Source organism: Novosphingobium sp. G106 (genome assembly GCF_019075875.1).
GTDB lineage: Bacteria > Pseudomonadota > Alphaproteobacteria > Sphingomonadales > Sphingomonadaceae > Novosphingobium.
In genome coordinates, this window is record NZ_JAHOOZ010000001.1 from 4,274,921 (window position 1) to 4,295,592 (window position 20,672).

20 protein-coding genes and 1 pseudogene are annotated in these 20,672 nt (G+C 66.3%); 14 read left to right on the plus strand and 7 right to left on the minus strand.

Annotation, left to right across the window (positions count from 1 at the left end):
* Positions 1-76 precede the first annotated feature (76 nt).
* The 5 genes and pseudogenes from hemB to KRR38_RS20525 all read left to right on the plus strand — a co-directional run bounded on the left by hemB (position 77) and on the right by KRR38_RS20525 (position 4,690).
* Positions 77-1,071 (plus strand): annotated as a pseudogene (gene hemB / locus KRR38_RS20505) (porphobilinogen synthase).
* A complete protein-coding gene (locus KRR38_RS20510; RefSeq protein ID WP_217405035.1) occupies positions 1,068-1,592 on the plus strand; it encodes a GNAT family N-acetyltransferase in 525 nt (174 codons plus the stop codon). The pseudogene hemB and the gene KRR38_RS20510 overlap by 4 nt, the downstream one beginning before the upstream one ends.
* Positions 1,589-3,847 carry a spermidine synthase gene (locus KRR38_RS20515; protein ID WP_217405037.1) on the plus strand — a complete coding sequence of 753 codons (2,259 nt, stop codon included), beginning with the start codon at positions 1,589-1,591 and terminating at the stop codon, positions 3,845-3,847. Before KRR38_RS20510 ends, KRR38_RS20515 begins: the two co-directional genes overlap by 4 nt.
* The gene (locus KRR38_RS20520) at positions 3,844-4,428 is read left to right on the plus strand and encodes a gamma carbonic anhydrase family protein (protein ID WP_217405039.1); all 585 of its coding nucleotides are present in this window, start codon (positions 3,844-3,846) and stop codon (positions 4,426-4,428) included. The genes KRR38_RS20515 and KRR38_RS20520 overlap by 4 nt, the downstream gene beginning before the upstream one ends.
* The gene (locus KRR38_RS20525; RefSeq protein ID WP_217405041.1) at positions 4,409-4,690 is read left to right on the plus strand and encodes a DUF167 domain-containing protein; all 282 of its coding nucleotides are present in this window, start codon (positions 4,409-4,411) and stop codon (positions 4,688-4,690) included. The genes KRR38_RS20520 and KRR38_RS20525 overlap by 20 nt, the downstream gene beginning before the upstream one ends.
* Here the strand turns inward: KRR38_RS20525 and KRR38_RS20530 are convergent.
* Positions 4,680-6,272, minus strand: a complete 1,593-nt coding sequence (locus KRR38_RS20530) for a cisplatin damage response ATP-dependent DNA ligase (RefSeq protein WP_217405044.1) — start codon at positions 6,270-6,272, stop codon at positions 4,680-4,682. The genes KRR38_RS20525 and KRR38_RS20530 overlap by 11 nt on opposite strands.
* On the minus strand, positions 6,273-7,277 hold the full coding sequence (locus KRR38_RS20535; protein ID WP_217407372.1) for a ligase-associated DNA damage response exonuclease: 1,005 nt from the start codon (positions 7,275-7,277) through the stop codon (positions 6,273-6,275).
* Positions 7,278-7,377: 100 nt separating this feature from the next.
* Here KRR38_RS20535 and KRR38_RS20540 point away from each other — a divergent pair, with 100 nt between their 5' ends.
* The gene (locus tag KRR38_RS20540) at positions 7,378-7,965 is read left to right on the plus strand and encodes a hypothetical protein (protein ID WP_217405046.1); all 588 of its coding nucleotides are present in this window, start codon (positions 7,378-7,380) and stop codon (positions 7,963-7,965) included.
* 58 nt (positions 7,966-8,023) lie between these two features.
* On the opposite strand, the gene clpA is transcribed toward KRR38_RS20540, so the two are convergent.
* Both clpA and KRR38_RS20550 read right to left on the minus strand, forming a co-directional pair.
* Positions 8,024-10,399, minus strand: coding sequence for an ATP-dependent Clp protease ATP-binding subunit ClpA (gene clpA, locus KRR38_RS20545; RefSeq protein ID WP_217405048.1), 2,376 nt, complete (start codon positions 10,397-10,399; stop codon positions 8,024-8,026).
* 138 nt (positions 10,400-10,537) lie between these two features.
* Positions 10,538-10,741 carry a DUF1192 domain-containing protein gene (locus KRR38_RS20550; protein ID WP_217405050.1) on the minus strand — a complete coding sequence of 68 codons (204 nt, stop codon included), beginning with the start codon at positions 10,739-10,741 and terminating at the stop codon, positions 10,538-10,540.
* 90 nt (positions 10,742-10,831) lie between these two features.
* Between KRR38_RS20550 and KRR38_RS20555 the strand changes: the two genes are divergently transcribed.
* Both KRR38_RS20555 and KRR38_RS20560 read left to right on the plus strand, forming a co-directional pair.
* Positions 10,832-11,833, plus strand: coding sequence for an NAD(P)H-quinone oxidoreductase (locus tag KRR38_RS20555; protein ID WP_217405052.1), 1,002 nt, complete (start codon positions 10,832-10,834; stop codon positions 11,831-11,833).
* Positions 11,834-11,902: 69 nt separating this feature from the next.
* On the plus strand, positions 11,903-12,529 hold the full coding sequence (locus tag KRR38_RS20560) for a glutathione S-transferase family protein (protein ID WP_217405054.1): 627 nt from the start codon (positions 11,903-11,905) through the stop codon (positions 12,527-12,529).
* Between the two features lie 6 nt (positions 12,530-12,535).
* Here KRR38_RS20560 and KRR38_RS20565 read toward each other — a convergent pair whose 3' ends face one another.
* Entirely contained in the window at positions 12,536-13,285 is a 750-nt protein-coding gene (locus tag KRR38_RS20565; protein ID WP_217405056.1) for a hypothetical protein, read from the minus strand.
* Between the two features lie 180 nt (positions 13,286-13,465).
* Here KRR38_RS20565 and KRR38_RS20570 point away from each other — a divergent pair, with 180 nt between their 5' ends.
* Together KRR38_RS20570 and KRR38_RS20575 are read left to right on the plus strand one after the other, a co-directional pair.
* A complete protein-coding gene (locus KRR38_RS20570) occupies positions 13,466-14,167 on the plus strand; it encodes a DUF1013 domain-containing protein (RefSeq protein WP_309141100.1) in 702 nt (233 codons plus the stop codon).
* Positions 14,168-14,267: 100 nt separating this feature from the next.
* Positions 14,268-15,953 carry a long-chain fatty acid--CoA ligase gene (locus KRR38_RS20575; protein WP_217405058.1) on the plus strand — a complete coding sequence of 562 codons (1,686 nt, stop codon included), beginning with the start codon at positions 14,268-14,270 and terminating at the stop codon, positions 15,951-15,953.
* On the opposite strand, the gene KRR38_RS20580 is transcribed toward KRR38_RS20575, so the two are convergent.
* Positions 15,950-16,330, minus strand: a complete 381-nt coding sequence (locus tag KRR38_RS20580; RefSeq protein WP_217407374.1) for a polymer-forming cytoskeletal protein — start codon at positions 16,328-16,330, stop codon at positions 15,950-15,952. The two genes, KRR38_RS20575 and KRR38_RS20580, sit on opposite strands and share 4 nt — an antisense overlap.
* A gap of 4 nt (positions 16,331-16,334) precedes the next feature.
* On the minus strand, positions 16,335-17,501 hold the full coding sequence (locus tag KRR38_RS20585) for a peptidoglycan DD-metalloendopeptidase family protein (RefSeq protein WP_254514896.1): 1,167 nt from the start codon (positions 17,499-17,501) through the stop codon (positions 16,335-16,337).
* A 258-nt stretch (positions 17,502-17,759) separates the two neighbouring features.
* Between KRR38_RS20585 and KRR38_RS20590 the strand changes: the two genes are divergently transcribed.
* The 4 genes from KRR38_RS20590 (at position 17,760) to KRR38_RS20605 (ending at position 20,647) form a co-directional block, all read left to right on the plus strand.
* Positions 17,760-19,034, plus strand: a complete 1,275-nt coding sequence (locus tag KRR38_RS20590; RefSeq protein ID WP_217405060.1) for a glutamate-5-semialdehyde dehydrogenase — start codon at positions 17,760-17,762, stop codon at positions 19,032-19,034.
* An 8-nt stretch (positions 19,035-19,042) separates the two neighbouring features.
* Entirely contained in the window at positions 19,043-19,687 is a 645-nt protein-coding gene (locus KRR38_RS20595) for a nicotinate-nucleotide adenylyltransferase (protein WP_254514897.1), read from the plus strand.
* Positions 19,688-19,811: 124 nt separating this feature from the next.
* Positions 19,812-20,228, plus strand: coding sequence for a ribosome silencing factor (gene rsfS, locus KRR38_RS20600; RefSeq protein ID WP_217405065.1), 417 nt, complete (start codon positions 19,812-19,814; stop codon positions 20,226-20,228).
* Entirely contained in the window at positions 20,225-20,647 is a 423-nt protein-coding gene (locus KRR38_RS20605) for a 23S rRNA (pseudouridine(1915)-N(3))-methyltransferase RlmH (RefSeq protein WP_217405067.1), read from the plus strand. The genes rsfS and KRR38_RS20605 overlap by 4 nt, the downstream gene beginning before the upstream one ends.
* Positions 20,648-20,672 lie beyond the last annotated feature (25 nt).

The window sequence follows — 20,672 nt, forward strand, 5'->3', positions numbered from 1 at the left end:
CGATTTTCTGTGGACGCATCGCCAGTTGCGGAAAACCGGTTCCCACTTTTCCGCGCGATGCTCTAGAAGCGCGGCGATGACCGCGTCCTATCCCGCTTTGCGCCTCCGCCGCACGCGCGCCACGGCCTGGAGCCGGGCGATGCACCGCGAAACCTTCCTCTCGCCCGCCGATCTGATCTGGCCGCTGTTTGTCACCGACGGCAGCGGTGTGGAGGATCCGATCGCCTCGCTGCCCGGCGTCTCGCGCTGGTCGCTCGACGGCATCGCGGCACGGGCCAAGGAAGCGGTCTCGCTCGGCATTCCCTGCATGGCGCTGTTTCCCAACACCCAGCCCGGGCGGCGCAGCGAGGATGGGCGCGAGGCGCTCAATCCCGACAACCTGATGTGCCGCGCGATCCGCACGATCCGCGACGCCGTGGGCGACGGCGTCGGCGTGCTCACCGACGTGGCGCTCGATCCCTATACCAGTCACGGGCAGGACGGTCTGATCGACGATGCCGGCTATGTGCTCAACGATGCCACGGTCGAGGTCCTGGTTGGCCAGTCGCTGAACCAGGCCGCCGCGGGCGCGGACATCATCGCACCTTCGGACATGATGGATGGCCGCATCGGCGTGATCCGCGCCGCGCTCGAAGGCGCAGGCCACGCGAACATCCAGATCATGGCCTATGCCGCCAAATATGCCTCGGCCTTCTACGGCCCGTTTCGCGATGCGGTGGGTTCGGGGGGCTGCTCAAGGGCAACAAGATGACCTACCAGATGGACCCTGCGAACGGCGAGGAAGCGCTGCGCGAAGTCGCGCTCGACCTCGCCGAGGGCGCCGACAGCGTCATGGTCAAGCCGGGTCTGCCCTACCTCGACATCGCCCGCCGGGTGAAGGAGCGCTTCGAAGTGCCCGTCTTCGCCTATCAGGTGAGCGGCGAGTACGCGATGCTCGAGGCCGCGGTCTCGGTCGGCGCGGCGGACCGCGACGCGCTGGTGCTCGAGACATTGACCGCCTTCAAACGCGCGGGCTGTTCGGGCGTGCTGACCTATCATGCCGCCCATGCGGCGCGGCTTCTGGGCGCATGATCGAAACCGAACGGCTGATCGTGCGCCCCTGGCGGGAAGCCGATCGCGAGCCGTTCTTCGCCATGGCCTGCGATCCCGAGGTCATGCGCTACCTGTTGCCGCTGAACACGCGCGCCGAAAGCGACGAGCGGATCGACAGCCTGATGGCCATGCAGGCCGAGCACGGCCATTGCTTCTGGGCCGTGGAGCGGCGCGAGGACGGGCGTTTCCTGGGCTTCTGCGGCGTTGTCATCCCGCGTGAGCCGATCTGGGAACATGAGATCGGCTGGCGTCTGGCACGCGATGCCTGGGGCCAGGGCTATGCCTATGAGGCGGCACAGGCCTCGCTCGACTGGGCCTGGCGGCACATCGACACGCCGTCGATCATGGCGATCACCAACATAGAAAACACCCGAAGCTGGGGGCTGATGGAGAGGCTGGGCATGAGGCGTTATCCCGAAGAGGATTTCGAGCATCCGTCGGTGCCGGTGGGCGATCCGCTGCGCCCGCATATCCTCTATCGCATCCACCGCCCGCAATGAGCGAAGGCGACATCGCCGGCAATCCGCCGGTTCGTAGCGTGCCGGTCAACCGCGCGCTGTTCGTCGCGACGATCCTGACCGGGAGCTTCCTGCTGTTCCTCGTCCAGCCGATGGTCGCGCGCATGGCGCTGCCGCGGCTCGGCGGCGCGCCGAACGTCTGGAACAGCGCCATGCTGGTCTATCAGGCGCTGCTGCTGGCGGGCTATGGCTATGCTCACAAGCTCGGCCAGATGCCGCTGCGCCGCGCGGCGAAGATCCACCTGACGCTGCTGGTCGTGGCGGCGGTGACCCTGCCGGTGACGCTGGTCGCGCTGCCGGCACCCGCGCCGGGCTGGGAAGTGCTGTGGGTGCCCGCGCTGTTTGCGGTGACGATCGGTCCCGTGTTCTTCCTCGTCTCCGCGCAGGCGCCGCTGATGCAGCGTTGGTTCGCGCTGCATCCGGGGGCGGGCGAGCCCTGGGCGCTCTATGCCGCATCCAATATCGGCAGTTTCGTCGGGCTGATCGCCTATCCGATCCTGGCGGAACCGCTGCTGAGTATCCACGAACAGAGCCTGACCTGGAGCATCGGCTATGGCGTGCTCATCGCGCTCGTGGCGCTGACCGCCTGGGCACGCTGGCACGTGGCGCCGATCGCGCAGGTTGCCGACGCGCCGATCGAGGATCAGGCGGAGCCCATCGGCTGGCAGCGCATCACGCTGTGGCTGGCGCTTTCGGCTGTGCCGTCGGGCCTGATGCTGTCGACGACGACGCATCTCACCACCGACGTATTCGCCATGCCGCTGCTATGGGTGATCCCGCTCGGGCTCTACCTGCTGAGCTTTGCTTTCGCCTTCTCCGACCACCGGGACGTTGCCAACGCGGTGACGCGTGTCGCGCCGCTGATCCTGATTCTCGCCGGCGGCACGGCGATGCTGTCGCATAGCGCGAGTAGCATGACTCTGGCGACGGGCAGCGTCGCGCTGCTGTTCGTCGTCGCGGTGGCGCTCCATGCGAAGCTGTACGACAGCCGCCCGCCGGCCTCGCAGCTGACCTTGTTCTACTTTGTCATGTCGGCGGGCGGCGCGCTCGGAGGCGTGTTCACCGCGCTGATCGCGCCCGTGGTGTTCGACTGGGTCTGGGAGCACCCGCTGCTGGTGATCGCTGCGGCGCTGCTCTTGCCATTGAAGCCGGTGCTCGATTGGCGGCGGCTGCCCGATCTCGATCCGGGCATGGCCCGCGCCGGGGTGGTGATGCTGCTGCTCGTCTCGCTGTTCCTGGCCTTCAAGGTCCACGAGTACATCGCGGCGACCGATTCCTCGCTGTCGCGGCTGTGGTTCGTCGGCGGCATAGCACTGATCGGCATGCTGCTGGTGCCGTGGCGCGCCGCCTTCGTCACGCTGCTGGTCGTGCTGATGTTCGCGCAGGGCGGGATCGAAACGGTCAAGGCCTCGCTCGAGGGAGCACGGACGCGCAGCTATTTCGGCATCTATACGGTGCGCAACTATGAGGCGAGCAGGCTGCGCACGCTGGCGCACGGCACGACGCTGCACGGCCAGCAATCGCTCGACAAGAAGCTCGAATGCGCGCCGATGACCTACTACGGCGCAGGCTCGGGCGTGGGCGTCCTGCTGGGCAATGCGCAGATGCTCTATGGCCGCGAGGCGCGGATCGGCGTGGTCGGGCTCGGCACCGGGACGACGGCCGCCTATTTCCAGCCCGGCGAAAAGTGGCGCTTCTACGAGATCGATCCCGCAGTGCTGCGCCTCTCGCTGAACGGCACCTTCACCTACCTGACGCATTGCGCGCAGAACCCGCAGGTCGAGATCGGCGATGCCCGGCTGGAACTCGGCAAGACGGCGCCGGGCTCGTTCGACATCCTGGCGGTCGATGCCTTCTCGTCCGACGCGATCCCGCTGCATCTGCTCACCGACGAGGCGGTGGGCGTCTATCTGCGCGCGCTTTCGCCCAAGGGCGTGCTGCTGATCCACATCTCGAACCGGTACATCGAACTCGAGCCGGTGCTCTCGGCGATCGCCAAGCATCGTGGACTCACCGCGCGGGTGCGCGACGACAATCCGTATGACCGGAACCTGCTGACACCCTCCTCTTGGGTCCTCCTCACGCGAGATCCGACGCAGCTCAAGGCGCTTGCCGCGGCGAGGCCCGATGCGCCATGGACGCCGCTGCAACCGCCGGCGCCGCGGGTCTGGACCGACGATCACGCGTCGATCCTGCCCTATATCCTCTGGCACAACCTTTTGGGACCACAGCAATGACCGACAACAGCCTTTCGCGGCGGACCGATATCACGATCGCTGCGATCAAGGGCAAGGCCCCGCGCATCCATTCCAGCGCCTTCATCGCGCCGGGCTGCCGGATCGTCGGCGATGTCGAGATCGGGCCCGACGCGTCCATCTGGTACAACTGTGTGATCCGCGCCGACGTGCACCGCATCGTCATCGGCGCGCGCAGCAATATCCAGGATGGCACCGTCGTCCACTGCGACAGCCCCAAGCCGAAGCGGCCGGACGGATTCCCGACGATCATCGGCGACGACGTGCTGATCGGCCACATGGCTATGGTCCACGGCTCCACGCTCGAGGACCGGGCCTTCGTCGGGCTCGGCGCGATCGTCATGGACGGCTGCACGATCCATTCGGACGGTATGCTCGCCGCAGGCGCGCTGCTGACCCAGGGCAAGGTCATCGAATCGCGCCAGCTCTGGACCGGACGCCCGGCCAAGTACCTGCGCGACCTCACCGACGATGCCCTGGCCGACATGCGGGCCGGGGTGAAGGGCTATGTGATCAACGGCAAGATCCACCGCGAAGCGCTGGATGGCGCGCAGCAAGGCTGAGCTGCCGGCGGCGGAGGCGATCCGCGCATTGGTGGATGGCGAGGGCCGGTTAGCCGTGCGCGTGACCCCGGGCGCTCGGGTCGAGACGTTGGAGATTGCTGACGGCAGGCTGCTCGCAAAGGTCCGTGCCAAGCCAGAGGACGGAAAAGCGAATGCCGCGGTGATCGCGCTTCTGGCGACAGGCCTCGGCATCGCGCACTCGCGGCTTGTCCTGTTGCGCGGCGCAACTTCGCGCGAGAAGCTTTTCCGGATCAATCTTTGATCATCCCCCGCAGCGTCTCGATCCGGTCGGCCTCGTGCGCGGGTTTGTCGGTGCGGATGCGGCTGATGCGGGGGAAGCGCATGGCGAGGCCGGACTTGTGGCGCTTGCTGGCGTGGACCGAATCGAAGGCGACTTCGAAGACCAAGCTCTTGTCGGTCTCACGCACCGGGCCGAAGCTCTTCACCGTGTGGTTGCGGACATAGCGGTCGAGCCATTTCAGCTCCTCGTCGGTGAAGCCGAAATAGGCCTTGCCGACCGGCAGCAGCTCGGCGCCTTGATCGGGATCGCCGTCCCAGCAGCCGAAGGTGTAGTCCGAATAGAACGAGCTGCGCTTGCCGCTGCCGCGCTGAGCATACATCAGCACGCAGTCGACCAGTAGCGGATCGCGCTTCCATTTGTACCAGAGACCGGTGCGGCGGCCGGCGACATAGGGACTGTCGCGGCGCTTGAGCATGACGCCTTCGATCGCCTCGTCGCGGGCGCGCTCGCGGATCGCGGCGAGTTCGTCGAGGCTGGCGGCCTCGATCACTTCGCTGAGATCGAAACGTGCCGGATCGAGCCGCGGTACGAAGCACTGCAACATGGCGCGGCGCTGCTCCCAGCTATGCTCGCGCAGGTCCTCGCCTTCGAGGATCAGCGCATCGTAGAGCCGGACGAAGGCCGGGTATTCCTCGAGCATCTTCTTCGAAACGGTCTTGCGCCCGAGCCGCTGCTGGAGCGCGTTGAAACTGGCCGCGCCGCCCTTTTCGCCGCCTTGATGCGTGCCGCGTACGAGCAGTTCGCCGTCGAGCGCCGCCGGGATCTCGAGCGCGGATGCGATCTCGGGGAATGTGCCCGATATGTCGTCGCCGGAGCGCGAATAGACCCGCGTTTCGCCGCCCGCGTGAACGAGCTGGACGCGGATGCCGTCCCATTTCCACTCCGCCGCATAGTCGGCCATGTCGACCACCGTATCGTCGAGCGGGTGGGCGAGCATGAAGGGGCGGAACAGCGGCATGTCCTCGCCCGAAGGCGGCTCGGCGCCGCGCGCGGCCCAGTCGAACAGCGGCAGATAGGGCGCGGTCTGGCCGTGCCAGTACTCCTCGACATCGTCGACGCTGACTTCGAAGGCCTGGGCGAAAGCGGTCTTGGCGAGCCGTGCAGAGATGCCGATGCGCATCGCGCCAGTCGCGAGCTTGAGCAGGGCATAGCGGCCGTTGGCGTCGAGCCGGTCGAGCAGGGCTGGCAACTCGCGCATCACGGACGCGCGGGTCATGCTGGCGAGGATGTCGACGGCTTCGGCGACGGTCGGCGGTGCAGGGGAATTGGGCGGCTCGGGCCAGAGAAGGCTGGCGGTCTCGGCGGTGTCGCCGACGTAGTCGCGCGACAGCGCGAACAGCACCGGATCGACACGCTCCATCAGCAGGTTTCGGATCGTCGAGCCCTTGACCGCAGGGAAGTCGAGCCCGTCGGTCAGCGCGGCGAGCGCCCAGCCGCGGTCGGGATCGGGGGTGAGGCGCAGGTAGTCGGCCAGCAGCTTCAGCTTGGCGTTGCGCGAAGAGGTATAGACCAGCGCGTCGAGGAGGGCGGCGAAATGTTCCACCTAGTCGTCCTCGTCCTCGTACCCCACCATTGCCAGCGCCCGCGCCTTGCGCTGGTTGAGCTCGCACCAGCGCAGCAGGGCTTCTTCGCGGCCGTGGGTGATCCAGGTCTCGGCGGGGTTCACGTCCTGGATCGTCTGGGTCAGTTCGTCCCAGTCGGCGTGGTCGGAGATCACCAGCGGCAGCTCGACATTTCGCTGGCGCGCACGCTGGCGAACCCGCATCCAGCCCGAGGCCATGGCGGTGATCGGATCGGGCAGGCGGCGGCTCCAGCGGTCGTTTAGCGCCGAGGGCGGGCAGATGATGACCTGGCCCATGAGATCGGCCTTGGGCGTGTCGGCCACCAGCCGCAGGTTGCCGAGATCGACGCCGAGCTCCTGATAGAGCCGGCACATCCGTTCCATCGCGCCGTGCAGGTAGATCGGCTCGCGATGGCCCGCGCGGCGCAACTCGGCGATCAGCCGCTGCGCCTTGCCCAGCGCATAGGCGCCGACGAGCACGCAGCGTTCCGGGTTGGCCTCGCGTGACGCGAGCAGGCGCGCGACTTCCTCCTCGACCGGTGGATGGCGGAACACGGGCAGTCCGAAGGTCGCCTCGGTGATGAGAATATCGCACGGCGTGACCACGAAAGGCGGGCAGGTGGGGTCGGGCCGGCGCTTGAAGTCGCCGGTGACGATCACCCGCTCACCGGCGTGTTCGAGCAGGATCTGCGCCGAGCCGAGTACGTGGCCCGCCGGTAGCCAGGTCGCGGTGACGCCGCCCTTGAGTTCGATCGTCTCACCGTAGGGTATGGCTTCGCCGCCCTCGGTTACCCCATACCGCACTTCCATGATGGCCAGCGTCGCCGGCGTGGCGATCGTCCGACCATGGCCGCCGCGCGCGTGGTCGGAATGGCCGTGGGTCACCAGTGCGAGGTCGACCGGCCGCGCCGGGTCGATCCAGCACTTTGCGGGCGGGATATAGATTCCGTGCGATTCGGGTCGGATCCAGGACGCGGTGGCGGGCATGGAGGAAAGATGGCGCGGGGTGGCCAATTGTTCCAGCCCGGCCGGTGTTTGCGAAAGCCGATGGCCGCGTTAGGCTGCTGGGGAACGAGAGGCATCCGATATGGACGCGATCACGTCACACGACATCTATTTCCATATCCGCGTCCTGCTGGGCGTCGTCGTCGGTCTCGGCGTGACGCGCATTCTGTCGGGCCTGGCCCGGCTGGTGCAGCATCCGGGGCAGAAGCGACTCTATTTCCCGCATCTGGTCTGGGCGCTGGTGATCCTCACCTCGATCATCCACTTCTGGTGGTGGGAGTTTGCGCTGATCCACCAGGAGACCTTCCGCTTCCAGCTGTTCGTCTTCATCCTGTTCTACGCGTTCCAGTTCTTCGTGCTCGCCAGCCTGCTGTTTCCTGACGAGATGGCCGAGTACGACAGCTACGCCGACTACTTCCTCTCGCGCCGGCGCTGGTTCTTCGGGCTGTTCGCGCTGACTTTCGTCACCGACTTCGCCGATACGCTGATCAAGGGGCCGGCGCGGCTGGCGGAGCTGGGACTGGAATACGAGATCAAGCTGGTCGTCTGCATCGGTCTTTGCCTGGTCGCCGCGGTCACCGGAAACCGGCGCTTTCACTGGCTCTTCCCGGCGATCTACCTGCTCTATTACCTCGGCTGGATCGGGCGCGAGTTCGACATCCTCGGTTGAAACGAAAAAGCCCCGGAAGCTTGCGCTGCCGGGGCTCCATTCGAGAGTTCAGCTCGATTTATTCGGCGTCGGTGCTCGGTTCCTGCTTCTTTGCCGCGGGCTTGCGCTTGGCAGCAGCCTTGGGCGCGGGCTTGGCAGACTTCTTGACCAGCTTCGGCGGGGCCGGGGTCAGCTCGAAGCTGAGCGCCGCGTCCTTGACCGAGACATGGACCTCGCCGCCGTTGTTGAGCTTGCCGAACAGCAGTTCCTCGGCGAGCGGTTGCTTGACCTTCTCCTGCAGCAGGCGGGCCATCGGCCGCGCGCCGTAGAGCTTGTCGTAGCCGCGCTCGCCCAGCCAGCCGCGGGCATCGCCGTCGAACTGGATGTGGACGTTCTGTTCGGCCAGCTGCAGTTCGAGCTGGAGGATGAACTTGTCCACGACCCGGCTGACGACTTCGGTGCCGAGGTAGGCGAAGGGCACGATGGCATCGAGGCGGTTGCGGAACTCCGGAGAGAACATCCGCTTCACCGCTTCGTCGCCGGCGTCTTCCTTCGAGACGTCGCCGAACCCGATGCCCTGCTTGGCCATGTCGGAGGCGCCCGCGTTGGTCGTCATGATCAGGACGACGTTGCGGAAGTCCACCGTCTTGCCGTGGTGATCGGTCAGGCGACCGTTATCCATCACCTGCAGCAGGATGTTGAACAGGTCGGGATGCGCCTTCTCGATTTCGTCGAGCAGCAGCACGCAGTGCGGCTGCTGGTCGATCGCATCGGTCAGGAGACCGCCCTGATCGAAGCCGACATAGCCCGGAGGCGCACCGATCAGGCGGCTGACCGAGTGGCGCTCCATGTATTCGGACATGTCGAAGCGCTGCAGCGGAATGCCCATGATCGAGGCGAGCTGGCGTGCAACTTCGGTCTTGCCGACACCGGTCGGGCCCGAGAACAGGAACGAGCCGATCGGCTTGTCCGGATCGCGCAGGCCGGCACGGCTGAGTTTCATTGCCGAAGACAGCACTTCGATCGCCTTGTCCTGGCCGAAAACTACGCGCTTGAGGTCGCGCTCGAGATGCTCGAGCACGGTGCGGTCGTCGGAGCTGACCGACTTGGGCGGGATACGCGCCATCGTCGCGATCACGGCCTCGATCTCCTTGGCGGTGATCGTCTTCTTGCGCTTGCTTGGCGGCAGCAGCATTTGCATGGCGCCGACTTCGTCGATCACGTCGATCGCCTTGTCGGGCAGCTTGCGGTCGTTGATGTAGCGGGCCGACAGCTCGACCGCCGTCTTGATCGCGTCGGGGGTGTACTTGACCTTGTGGTGGTCTTCGAAGGCAGAACGCAGGCCCTTGAGGATCTTGATCGTGTCCTCGATCGTCGGCTCGTTCACGTCGATCTTCTGGAACCGGCGCAGCAGCGCGCGATCCTTCTCGAAGTGGTTGCGGAATTCCTTGTAGGTGGTCGAGCCGATGCAGCGGATCGAACCGCTCGACAGGGCCGGCTTGAGCAGGTTCGAGGCGTCCATCGCGCCGCCGCTGGTCGCACCGGCGCCGATCACCGTGTGAATCTCGTCGATGAACAGCACGGCTTCGGGCATCTTCTCGAGTTCTGAGACGACCTGCTTCAGCCGCTCCTCGAAGTCGCCGCGATAGCGCGTGCCGGCGAGCAGCGAGCCCATGTCGAGCGAATAGATCACCGCGTCGGCCAGCACCTCGGGAACGTCGCCTTCGACGATCTTGCGCGCCAGGCCTTCGGCGATCGCCGTCTTGCCGACGCCGGGATCGCCGACATAGAGCGGATTGTTCTTCGAGCGGCGGCAGAGGATCTGGATCGTCCGGTCGACCTCGGGGCCGCGGCCGATCAGCGGGTCGATCTTGCCGGTCAGCGCCTTCTCGTTGAGGTTGACCGTGAACTGATCGAGCGCGGAATCCTTTTTCTGGCTCTTGCTGTCGCTCTTTTCTTCGGCCTGCGGCACTTCGTTCTCGCTACCTTTGGGGGTGCGGTCCTCGATCCGGCGGCCGCCCTTGCCGATGCCGTGGCTGATGAAGCTCACCGCATCCAAACGGCTCATGTCCTGCTGCTGCAGGAAATAGACCGCGTAGGAGTCTCGCTCGGAGAACAGCGCGACGAGCACGTTGGCGCCGGTCACCGTGTCCTTGCCCGAGGACTGGACGTGGAGGATGGCGCGCTGGATCACGCGCTGGAAGCCGGCGGTGGGGGCGGGGTCGCCCTTGTCCGCGGTCTTGAGCGACTGGTATTCCTGATCGAGGTACTGCCGCACGACATCGCCGAGATCGCCGAGGTCGACGCCGCAGGCCTGCATGACCTGGGCTGCGTCCGAGTCGTCGATCAGCGCGAGCAGCAGATGCTCGAGCGTTGCATATTCGTGGCTGCGTTCGGACGCATGGGCCAGGGCCGAATGCAGCGTCTTTTCGAGGTTCTGAGCGAAACTGGGCATCATCTATCTTTCGCTAGGGAAGGTGACTTTCCGCTGACGGGAAAACATGAAGAAGATTGGTTAACGAATCCCCGCGGGAACGGGGTGGGTTGATCCCTATATGGGAAGGCCTCTTCGGCGTTGCGAGAGGGGCGCCTCTCACGGTGTTTTCAACCTGAACAACGCGTCGGCAGCGGCCATATGAGCGGCGGTCTTGGCCTTGTGGGCGGTGACGCGGGCGATCTCGGCTTCGAGCAATTCTATGCGTGCGACAAGCTCGTCCTGCGAATAGCTGTCGAGGCTTTCGCCGGCTAGTCGGCTGGCGGAATCTCCGCGGGGCCGTGGTCGATCGTCGTCGTCCATTGCGGTGCAGCATCGGACGCTCTTCGCTTGCTGTCAACCGGTAGCCGGATTAGTGAACAAGTGCGTTTCGCGCGGCAAAAGGGGGCCCAAATGCCGGCAATTGTTCCGCAATTCATGACGGCTATGGGCTTCGATGCGCCCGGCGGCCCCGAGGTGCTGCGCGCCGAAACACTGCCCGTGCCGAGTCCCGGACCGGGCGAGGTGTTGGTCAAAGTCGCTTTTGCCGGGGTCAATCGGCCCGACGTGGTGCAGCGGCAGGGCTCCTATCCGCCGCCGCCGGGCGCTTCGCCGATTCCTGGGCTGGAGATCGCCGGCGAGGTTGTTGCGCTGGGCGAGGGCGTTGGCGAACTGGCTGGGGGCCAGCAGGTCTGCGCTTTGGTGCCGGGCGGCGGCTATGCCGAATACTGCCTGGCGCGGGCCGAACATTGCCTGAGCGTACCCGAGGCGCTGAGCCTGGCCGAAGCGGCCGCGCTGCCCGAGACGCTGTTCACCGTCTGGCACAACGTGTTCGAGCGTGGCTGGGCGATGGAGGGCGAGACGATCCTGGTCCACGGCGGCACCAGCGGCATCGGCACCATGGCGATCCTGCTGGGCAAGCTGTTCGATCTCACCGTCATCGTCACCTGCGGCGGGCCCGAGAAATGCGCGCGCGCGCTGGAGATCGGCGCGGCCCATGCGATCGATTACAAGGCGCAGGACTTCGTCGCGGAAGTCAGCCGCATCACCGGCGGCAAGGGTGTGCAGATCGTGCTCGACATGGTCGCGGGCGACTATGTGCCGCGCAATCTCAAATGCCTCGCGGAGGACGGGCGCCATGTCACGATCGCTGTGCAGGGTGGGGCGAGAGCCGAGCTCAACATGGCCGTGGTAATGATGCGGCGCTACACGCTGACCGGTTCGACGTTGCGCCCGCGTTCGGCCGTGTTCAAGGCGCTGCTGACACAGGAGATCGCGCGCAACGTCTGGTCCTTCGCCGAGGCGGGCCAGCTGCGCCCGGTGATGGACAGGACCTTCCCGCTGGCCGAAGCCGCCGCTGCGCACGCACGAATGGAAGCGGGCGCGCATGTCGGCAAGATCGTTCTGGAGATATAAGCTCTCCTTGTCGCTGCACCTCGGCTTCGTGGAAGTCAGGCCCGGCCCAATCCGCTAGGTATCGTGCCCATGGACACATTCATCCTCCACGAAGACCCCTGCAGCGGCAATTGCTACAAGATCCGGCTCACCGCGGCGCTGCTCGGGCTGCCGATCGAGCGGCGGTTCTACGACATTCGCAAGGGCGAGACGCGGACGCCGGAATTCCTGCGTGAGGTCAACGCCAATGGCCGCATTCCGGTACTGCAGATCGGGGAGGGCGCGGCTGCGCGCTTCCTGCCTGAGAGCAACGCTGCCTGCTGGTACCTCGCCGAAGGCAGCGCGCTGATTCCGGACAATCGCTTCGACCGGGCCGACATGCTGCGCTGGATGTTCTTCGAGCAGTACAACCACGAGCCCAACGTCGCGACGCTGCGCTTCTGGCTGTCGATCGTCGGCGAGGGCGATCTGAGCGACGCCCAGCGCGGCCAGATCGCGGCCAAGCGCGCGGGCGGCGAGGCTGCGCTGGCGCTGATGGACGAGCATCTCGCCAGCCGTGACTGGTTCGCGGGCGACCGAGCATCGCTCGCCGACATCGCACTCTATGCCTATACCCATGTCGGTGAGGAGGGCGGCTTCCGGCTGTCCGACTATCCGGCGGTCCGCGCCTGGTTGGACCGCATTGCGGCCCTGCCCCGCTATGTGCCGATGGATTGAACCGGCTTAGTACTCGTAGCCTTGGTCGGTCCGTTCGACATTGGTCGTCGGCGCGGCCGCTTGGCTCAGCGCGCGCTCCTGCTTCCATTCGGCGTCCGCCTGAGCGAACTCGCGCTGTTCCTGCGCCGCGTCGGGATCGACCGTGCGGATCGCGCTGCCGTTCACACTGGGCTCGGACGAACGGCCCGAACCGGAAAACGCCAGCAGCAGCGTCGTCAGCTTTTCCGGGTTGTTCTTGAGGTCGAGCGCGCGCGCCATTTGCTTCTCGTTGGTTGCAACCGCGATCGCCAGAAGCATGGTCGAGAGGCCCGAGGTTTCGGATTTCGCGCTCGAACCCATCTCGAGGCTGCGCCCGGTCGCTTTCAGCAGGCCTTGCAGGGCGTTCTCGATCTTGCGCTCGCTGACCACCATCTCCTTGCCGCCGATCGTGGCATGGACTTCCGGGACTCTGACGAATGCGTGCACGACCGTCGCCTGGCCGCCGTCCTTGGCTTCGAGCTTCAGGCGGACGGTGGCGGGAAAGCTGCCGCTGCCGGGGATCGTGTAGAGGATTTCCCCATCGCTTGGCCGGCTGCGCTGGAAGGTGATGCCGGGAAATACGATCTGCGCCTGGCTGATGTCGGCCGCCAGCAGCGGCGCATAGACTACCTCGACCGGCCGCTTGATCTCGACGGCGAAATCCTCGGCATCGCTGCCTTCGCCGCAACCGGCGAGCAACACTGCCGGCGCCAGAACCGCAAATCCCCAAAACCGCATGTCTCGTCCCCTGGATGACGCGCGATGCTCATAACTAGGAATGCTTAAGCTTTGGTGCGTTCCACTTGCCGAACCGGGCGATTGCGCCTAGATGACGGTCGGTACGGCCGCTCCGCGAGGGGCGGCCCTTATTGTTTCTGCCGAATTTTCGAACAAGATTTCCCGAGTGGAGAAGAACCCGTGACCCAGCCCACCCCGCTGATGCCGCATGCGACCGCATCCTGGCTCGTCGACACCACGTCGCTGACCTTCGAGCAGATCGCCGAATTCTGCGGGCTGCACATCCTCGAGGTTCAGGCCATGGCCGACGATCTCGCCAGCAGCAAGTACACGGGCCGCGATCCCGTTCGCGCCGGCGAGCTCAACATGGCCGAGATCGAGAAGGGCCAGGCAGACCCCAACTATTCGCTCAAGATGCAGAAAGCGCCGGTTACGGTCAATCGCACCAAGGGCCCGCGCTACACGCCGGTGTCGAAGCGCCAGGACAAGCCCGACGGCATCGCCTGGATCCTGCGCCACCACCCCGAGATTTCGGACGCGCAGATCGGCAAGCTGATCGGCACGACGCGCAACACGATCGCGGCGATTCGCGACCGCTCGCACTGGAACATCGCCAACATCCAGCCGAAGGATCCTGTAACGCTGGGTCTTTGCTCGCAGCGCGAGCTCGATGCCTTGGTGGCCAAGGCGGCGAAGAAGGCGGGCATCGTCGACGACGGCCTGGCCGACCAGCGCCTTGGCGACGACCGCGAGGCCCTTATCGAGGAACTGCGCGCCGAGCGCGAGGCCGCGACCAAGGCGGCCGGCGAAGCCGCGCAGGAACTCGAGGCCCAGGCTTGGCTCGAAGCCAAGCGCGCGGCCGAGGCCGCCGGCGAGGCCTGAGGCCCATTATCAGTCAGTTCGGAGCATTTGCCGCTCCGAACTGACATTGCTGTAAACAAGCCCGCTTGCCCTTCGCGCGGGGACAGTCCACACTCTTCTCATGGAAGAGGGGATCGGACCGGAAATCTGGCGCACGCGCTACGCGCATCCTGGCGTCTGGGATCAGCAGTTTCCGCCGCTCGCCATGACCGATCTCTTTGCCGAGGCAGCGGCGAAGCGCGGCGATGCGCCGCTGGTCGACTTCTATGGGCGCATTTACAACTACAAGGACATGCTGGCCGAGGCGCGTCATTTTGCCGCCGGCCTCCAGGCCATGGGCGTCGGCAAGGGTGACCGCGTCGGGCTCTACCTGCCCAACGTTCCCACCTATATCCCGGCCTATTTCGGCGCGATGTTCGCCGGCGCCACCGGGGTGAACTTCTCGCCGCTCTACACCGCGCGCGAGCTCGAGGCGCAGGTCGAGGATTCGGGCACGCGGCTGATGGTCACGCTCGACTCGCCGGCCCTGTTGCCGACCGCGCTCGAAGTGCTGAAAAGTTCGTCGCTCGAAAAGCTGATCGTCGCCCATCTCGCGGACATGCTGCCTTTCGTCCAGAGCCTGGGCCTGCGGATGTTCCGCCGCCGCGAGATCGCGCCGATCCCGAAGCAGGCCGATGTCATCCATTGGCGCGACGCCTTGTCCCCGGCCGAGCCCAAGCCGGTAGCGATCGATCCGCTGACCGATCTGGCGCTGCTGCAATATACCGGCGGCACCACCGGCACGCCGAAGGGCGCGATGCTGACGCACCAGAACCTGTCGGCCAATGCCCGCCAACTCGTGGTGATCGATCCGCACCGCAGCGAACGCGACGTGATCCTGGGCGTGCTGCCGTTCTTCCACGTCTTCGCCAATGCCTGCGTTCTCAACCGGACGGTGTTCGACGGCGGCTCGATCGCGTTGCTGCCGCGGTTCAATGCCGGGCAGGCCTTGAAGACACTGGCGCGCACCCAGGCCACCGCGATCCCCGGGGTGCCGACGATGTACCAGGCTTTGCTCGATCATCCGGATCTGGAGAAGACCGATTTCTCCTCGCTGCGCACCTGCGTTTCGGGCGGCGCGCCGCTGCCGGCGCCGGTCAAGCAGCGCTTCGAGGAGGCGACCGGTGCGCGGCTGATCGAAGGCTACGGCCTGACCGAGACCTCGGGCGTGGTCACGACCAATCCCTACGAGAACGGCGACCGCTCGGGCACCATCGGCCAGCCGCTGCCCGGCACGCGATTGCGGCTGCTCGACAAGGAAGACCCGACGCGCGACGCGCCGCCTGGCGAACCGGGCGAGCTGGTCGTCAACGGCCCGCAGGTCATGCTCGGCTACTGGAACCGGCCCGAGGCGGCGGCTTCGGCCTTTGCCGAGATCGACGGCGAGCGCTGGCTGCGCACCGGAGACATCGCGGTGATCGAGCCCGACGGCTTCGTCCGCATCGTCGACCGCAGCAAGGACATGATCGCGGTCGGCGGTTTCAAGGTGTTCCCGAGCCAGGTCGAGGCGGTGCTGTTGCAGCATCCCGCGGTAAAGGAAGCGCTCGTGATCGGCGTGTCGGACAATTATCGCGGCGAAGTGCCGCGCGCTTTCGTGACGTTGCACGAGGATGCGGAAGCCGACGGCACCGCGCTCAAGGACTGGGTCAACGAGCGGCTCGGCAAGCACGAGCGCGTCGACAGCGTCGTGGTTCGGCTCAGCCTGCCCAAGACCATGGTCGGCAAGCTCGACCGCAAGGCGCTGCGCGAAGAGGTCGCGGCAGCTTAGTCCTGCGAGCTTGCGAGGATCAGGTGCGTTTCGGCGTTTTCCGGCGAGGTCTTCGCGCCGCGCGGCTGCAGGCGGCCGTCGACGAGCGCGCCCTGCTCGATCGTCAGCGCGTCGTAGTGGACGTCGCCTTCGATCCGCGCACTCTTGAGGATCACCAGCTCGCGCGCAGAGATCGTACCGCGGACCTTGCCGGCCAGTCGCGCAGTTTCGGCAGTCACCGCGCCGACGATCTCGCTGCTCTCGCCCTGGACCAGAGCAGCGCAGGCGATGTCACCTTCGACCTTGCCGTCGATGTGCAGGTCGGCCGAGGCGGTGATGTCGCCGCGGATTGCGGTATCGGCGCCGAGCACCGAGAAGGTGGAGCCTTTGCCCGCCATGCGGTTAGTTGCGGCCACCGGGGCTTCCGGCCCGGGCTTCTTCGAGAACATGGGGGGCTGCCTCCAGGAAGGGCCGCGGGTTGACGGGCCGGTCGTTGATCCGGACTTCGAAATGCAGGTGCGGGCCGGTCGAGCGGCCGCTGGAGCCGATGGCGCCGATGAGGGCGCCGGCCTTGACCGGCTGGCCGACCGTCGCGTGGAAGGCAGACATGTGCGCATAGCGCGTCATCAGGCCGTTGCCGTGGTCGATCTCGATGCAATTGCCATAGCCCTGGCGCTGGCCGACGAAGGCGACCTTGCCCTTGGCCGCGGCGTAGATCGGCGCGCCGATCGGGCCCTTGAAATCGAGCCCGGCGTGGAAGGCGCCTTCGCCGGTAAAGGGGTCGGAGCGGTAGCCGAAGCCCGAGGAGATGAATTCCATCGAGGCCGGCAGGGTATTGGGAATGCCCGAAAGCCCACGCTCGAGCAGGCCCATGCGGGCGAGGCTGAGGCCGAGGCGGCGGAAGCGCGGATCGAGCGAGCCATCGGCTGACGTAGCGAGGTGCATCAGCGGACCACCCTGCGCACTCTTGTCGTCGAGCTGGGCGATCATCGTCTCGGGATTGAGGCCGAGCGCGCGGATCGCTGAAGAGGCGCGCTCCGAACGCCGGTCGGCGAGGCGGGTCATGTTCTCGACGAAGGCGAGCTGGCGCGCTTCGATGCGGGCCAGGCCGGCGGCCTCGGGCAGCGCAGCGCTGACCTTGTCGACGGTCCGCTTGGCCTCGCTGCTGCTGTTGGAAACGGTTTCGCCGGCCTTGGCATCGGCTGGTAGCTCGCCGACCTGGCTCTCGACCATCTTTTCGATGAAGTCCTGCCGGCGGGCGAGGTCGGCGGCGGTCGCGTCGAGGTTCTTGCGGTAGGCGGAGACGCGGCTCTCGGCGGAGGCTACATCGGCTTCGCGGTTCAGCAGCGCCAACCGATTACGCGTCGACAGGATCTGCGAAATGGCGACACTCGCCATGGTGACGATCCAGGCCGCGAGCAATAGCGCGACGACGCCGGCGACCGCCATCTGCAGCCGCGAGGAAATCTTGATGAAACGGACCTGTCCCTGCGAACGCATGAAAAACTCGCGTTCGGGAAACACCGCCCGCAGGCGGCTCTGCATGCCGCCGGCAGTTGCAACTTTCAAAGCGACCCCGTGCTTATAGCCTTTTTACCCCACGGCTGGCGCGGCTAGCAGCTTCATTACCTAGGGGCGAATCCCTAGGGACGATTCACGCCGAGTCGAGCGCCGGTAGCGACGAATGGTGAAAAGTGCGCACAACGCGCGGGTTCGCGCCTCACATTTAGGTAACGATTTAGTTGGAGGGGCGATTCGCTCCCAACTCTATCGCCGGTCGGATACACTGCGGTGACAGGCGCGCCGCCGGGTGCTAGGCGCGGGATCATGGCTACGCAGACTCTCGTTACGGAAACCCCCGAGGCGCTCGTCGCCCGCATGGCCGAGACCGGCCGCGCCGCGCAACGTCGGTTGGCGCTTTTGTCCGACACCGAGAAGGCCGCTGCACTGCGCGCTGCCGCGCAGGCGCTCCGTGATGCCGAGGGCGAAATCCTCGCCGCCAACGCGCGCGACTATGCCGCGGGAGAGGCCAACGGCCTGACCGGTGCCATGCTCGACCGGCTGAAGCTCGATGCGAAGCGGCTGGCCGGCGTTGCCGATGCCGTGGCCCAGGTCGCCGAGCTGGCCGATCCCGTCGGCCAGGTCATCGATCGTAGCGAGCGACCCAACGGCCTCCGGCTCAGCCGGGTGCGTGTGCCGATCGGGCTGATCGGCATTATCTACGAAAGCCGCCCCAACGTTACCGCCGACGCCGCGGCCCTTGGCTTCCGCTCGGGCAATGCCGTGCTGCTGCGCGGCGGCAGCGAGGCGGTCAATTCCAACCGCGCGATCCACGCGGCGCTTGTCCGCGGGCTCGAATCGGTCGGCGCGCCCGTCGATGCGATCCAGCTCGTGCCCACGCAGGACCGTGCGGCGGTCGGCGCCATGCTGACCGCTGCCGGCCTGATCGACATGATCGTGCCGCGCGGCGGCAAGAGCCTCGTCGCGCGCGTCCAGGCCGATGCCCGCGTGCCCGTGCTCGCGCACCTCGATGGCATCTGCCACACCTATATTCATTCGTCTGCCGATCCGGAGATGGCGCGGACTATCGCGCTCAACGCCAAGATGCGGCGCACGGGCATCTGTGGGGCGATGGAGACATTGCTGCTCGACGCACTGTTTCCGCATTCGGCCGATGTCGTGACCGCATTGCTCGACGTCGGCTGCGAACTGCGCGGCGATGCCCGTGCCTGCGCGCTCGATCCGCGCATCCTGCCGGCAGCGGCCAACGACTGGGATACCGAGTACCTCGACGCGATCCTTTCGGTCGCGGTGGTCGACGGGCTCGACGCGGCGCTGGCGCATATCGCGCAGCACAGCTCACACCATACCGACGCGATCGTCACGGCCGACGACGCTGCGGCCGAGCGATTCCTCGATGAAGTCGACAGCGCCATCGTCATGGTCAACGCCTCGACCCAGTTCGCCGACGGCGGCGAATTCGGCCTCGGCGCGGAGATCGGCATCGCCACGGGCCGCCTCCACGCGCGCGGCCCGGTCGCGCTCGAAGGGCTGACGACCTACAAGTGGGTCGTGCGCGGAACCGGCCAAGTTCGTCCTTGAGCAGAGGATTGCCGCGCTACGTCGGCCTGCTCGGCGGCAGCTTCAATCCAGCGCACGGCGCGCATCGGCGGATCACGCTGTTCGCGCTCGATGCGCTGGAGCTCGACGAGGCCTGGTGGCTGGTTTCACCGGGCAATCCGCTGAAGCCTACGCAAGGCATGGCGCCGCTGTCCAAGCGCTTCGCCTCGGCCCGGCGGACGGCCCGCCGCGCCCCGATCCGGGTCTCGGCCGTCGAGCGCGAACTGGGTACGCGCTATACCGCCGAGACGCTCAAGAAGCTGCAGCGCCGCTATCCGAACCGGCGCTTCATCTGGCTGATGGGGGCCGACAATCTCGCCCAGTTGCACCGCTGGAAAGACTGGCGAAAGCTCGCCCGGTCCATGCCGATTGCAGTTGTCGCCCGTCCGGGGTATGATGAAGCCGCTGTCGCGAGCCCCGCGATGGCCTGGCTCAGGCGTTTCCGGACGTCCGCCGCCAGTATCCGCAACCGGACTGGATGGAGCGCTCCGGCGCTGGTGTTATTGCGTTTCGATCCCGATAGGCGTTCGGCCACGGCAATCCGCCAGGCCGATCCGCACTGGGCAGACAGCCTCGAAACAGGCGGTTTGCGCGACGGGGTAACGCACCGTTCCATCCCATCGGGTGCGGAATGAGCCCAAAGGGCAAACCCGCGAGCGCGCTGACTTCCTGCGGTAACATTTTCCGATCAATTCTTGACCGCGTAAGCGCGCTTCCCATTTGTCATAGTGTTATTTCAGAGGAGCAATTTCGACTTACATGAACCAGGCGCAATCCCAGCCGGCCGCCGCCGGCGCTGCCGCCCCCGCCCCAGCTTCTCCCGTCGCTGCTGAGCAAGACTCGCTGCACGCGCTGGTGCTGACCTCGCTTGACGACGATCAGGCGCAGGAGGTTGTCTCCATCCCGCTCGAAGGCAAGAGCACGATCGCGGACCACATGGTCATCGCCTCGGGCCGCTCGACCCGCCAGGTAACCGCCATGGCGCAGAAGCTGGCCGAGCGGATCAAGAAGGCCGGGTTCGGCAATGCCCGGATCGAGGGTCTTCCCGCTGCCGACTGGGTCCTGGTCGATGCCGGCGACATCGTCGTGCACCTGTTCCGCCCCGAAGTGCGCAGCTTCTACAACCTCGAGCGCATGTGGGCATTCGGAGACAGTGCGGCCCTCGGAGCCGCGTGAGGCTCCACATCATTGCCAGAGGCAAGATCGGCCGCTCGCCCGAGGCCGAACTTGTCGATCGCTATGCCAAGCGTATTGCCTGGCCGTTCAAGCTCAGCGAGCTGCCCGACGTGGGCGGCACGCTCCCGGCACCGCTTACGCCTTCGCGCGATATCCTGCTCGACGAGCGCGGCCGCCAGCTTTCGTCAGAGGAATTCGCCGCCCTGCTCGGCCGCTGGCGCGACGACGGGGTGCGTGAGACGCGCTTCCTGATCGGCGCGGCCGATGGGCACGGCGATGAAGGACGGGCCAAGGCCGATCTGCTCATTGCCTTCGGTGCGATGACCTGGCCGCATATGATGGCCCGGGCCATGCTCGCCGAACAATTGTGGCGCGCGACCAGCATTCTTGCTGGCCATCCCTACCACCGATCTGGTTAAGACCGACGTTATGACGTCGGGGCTG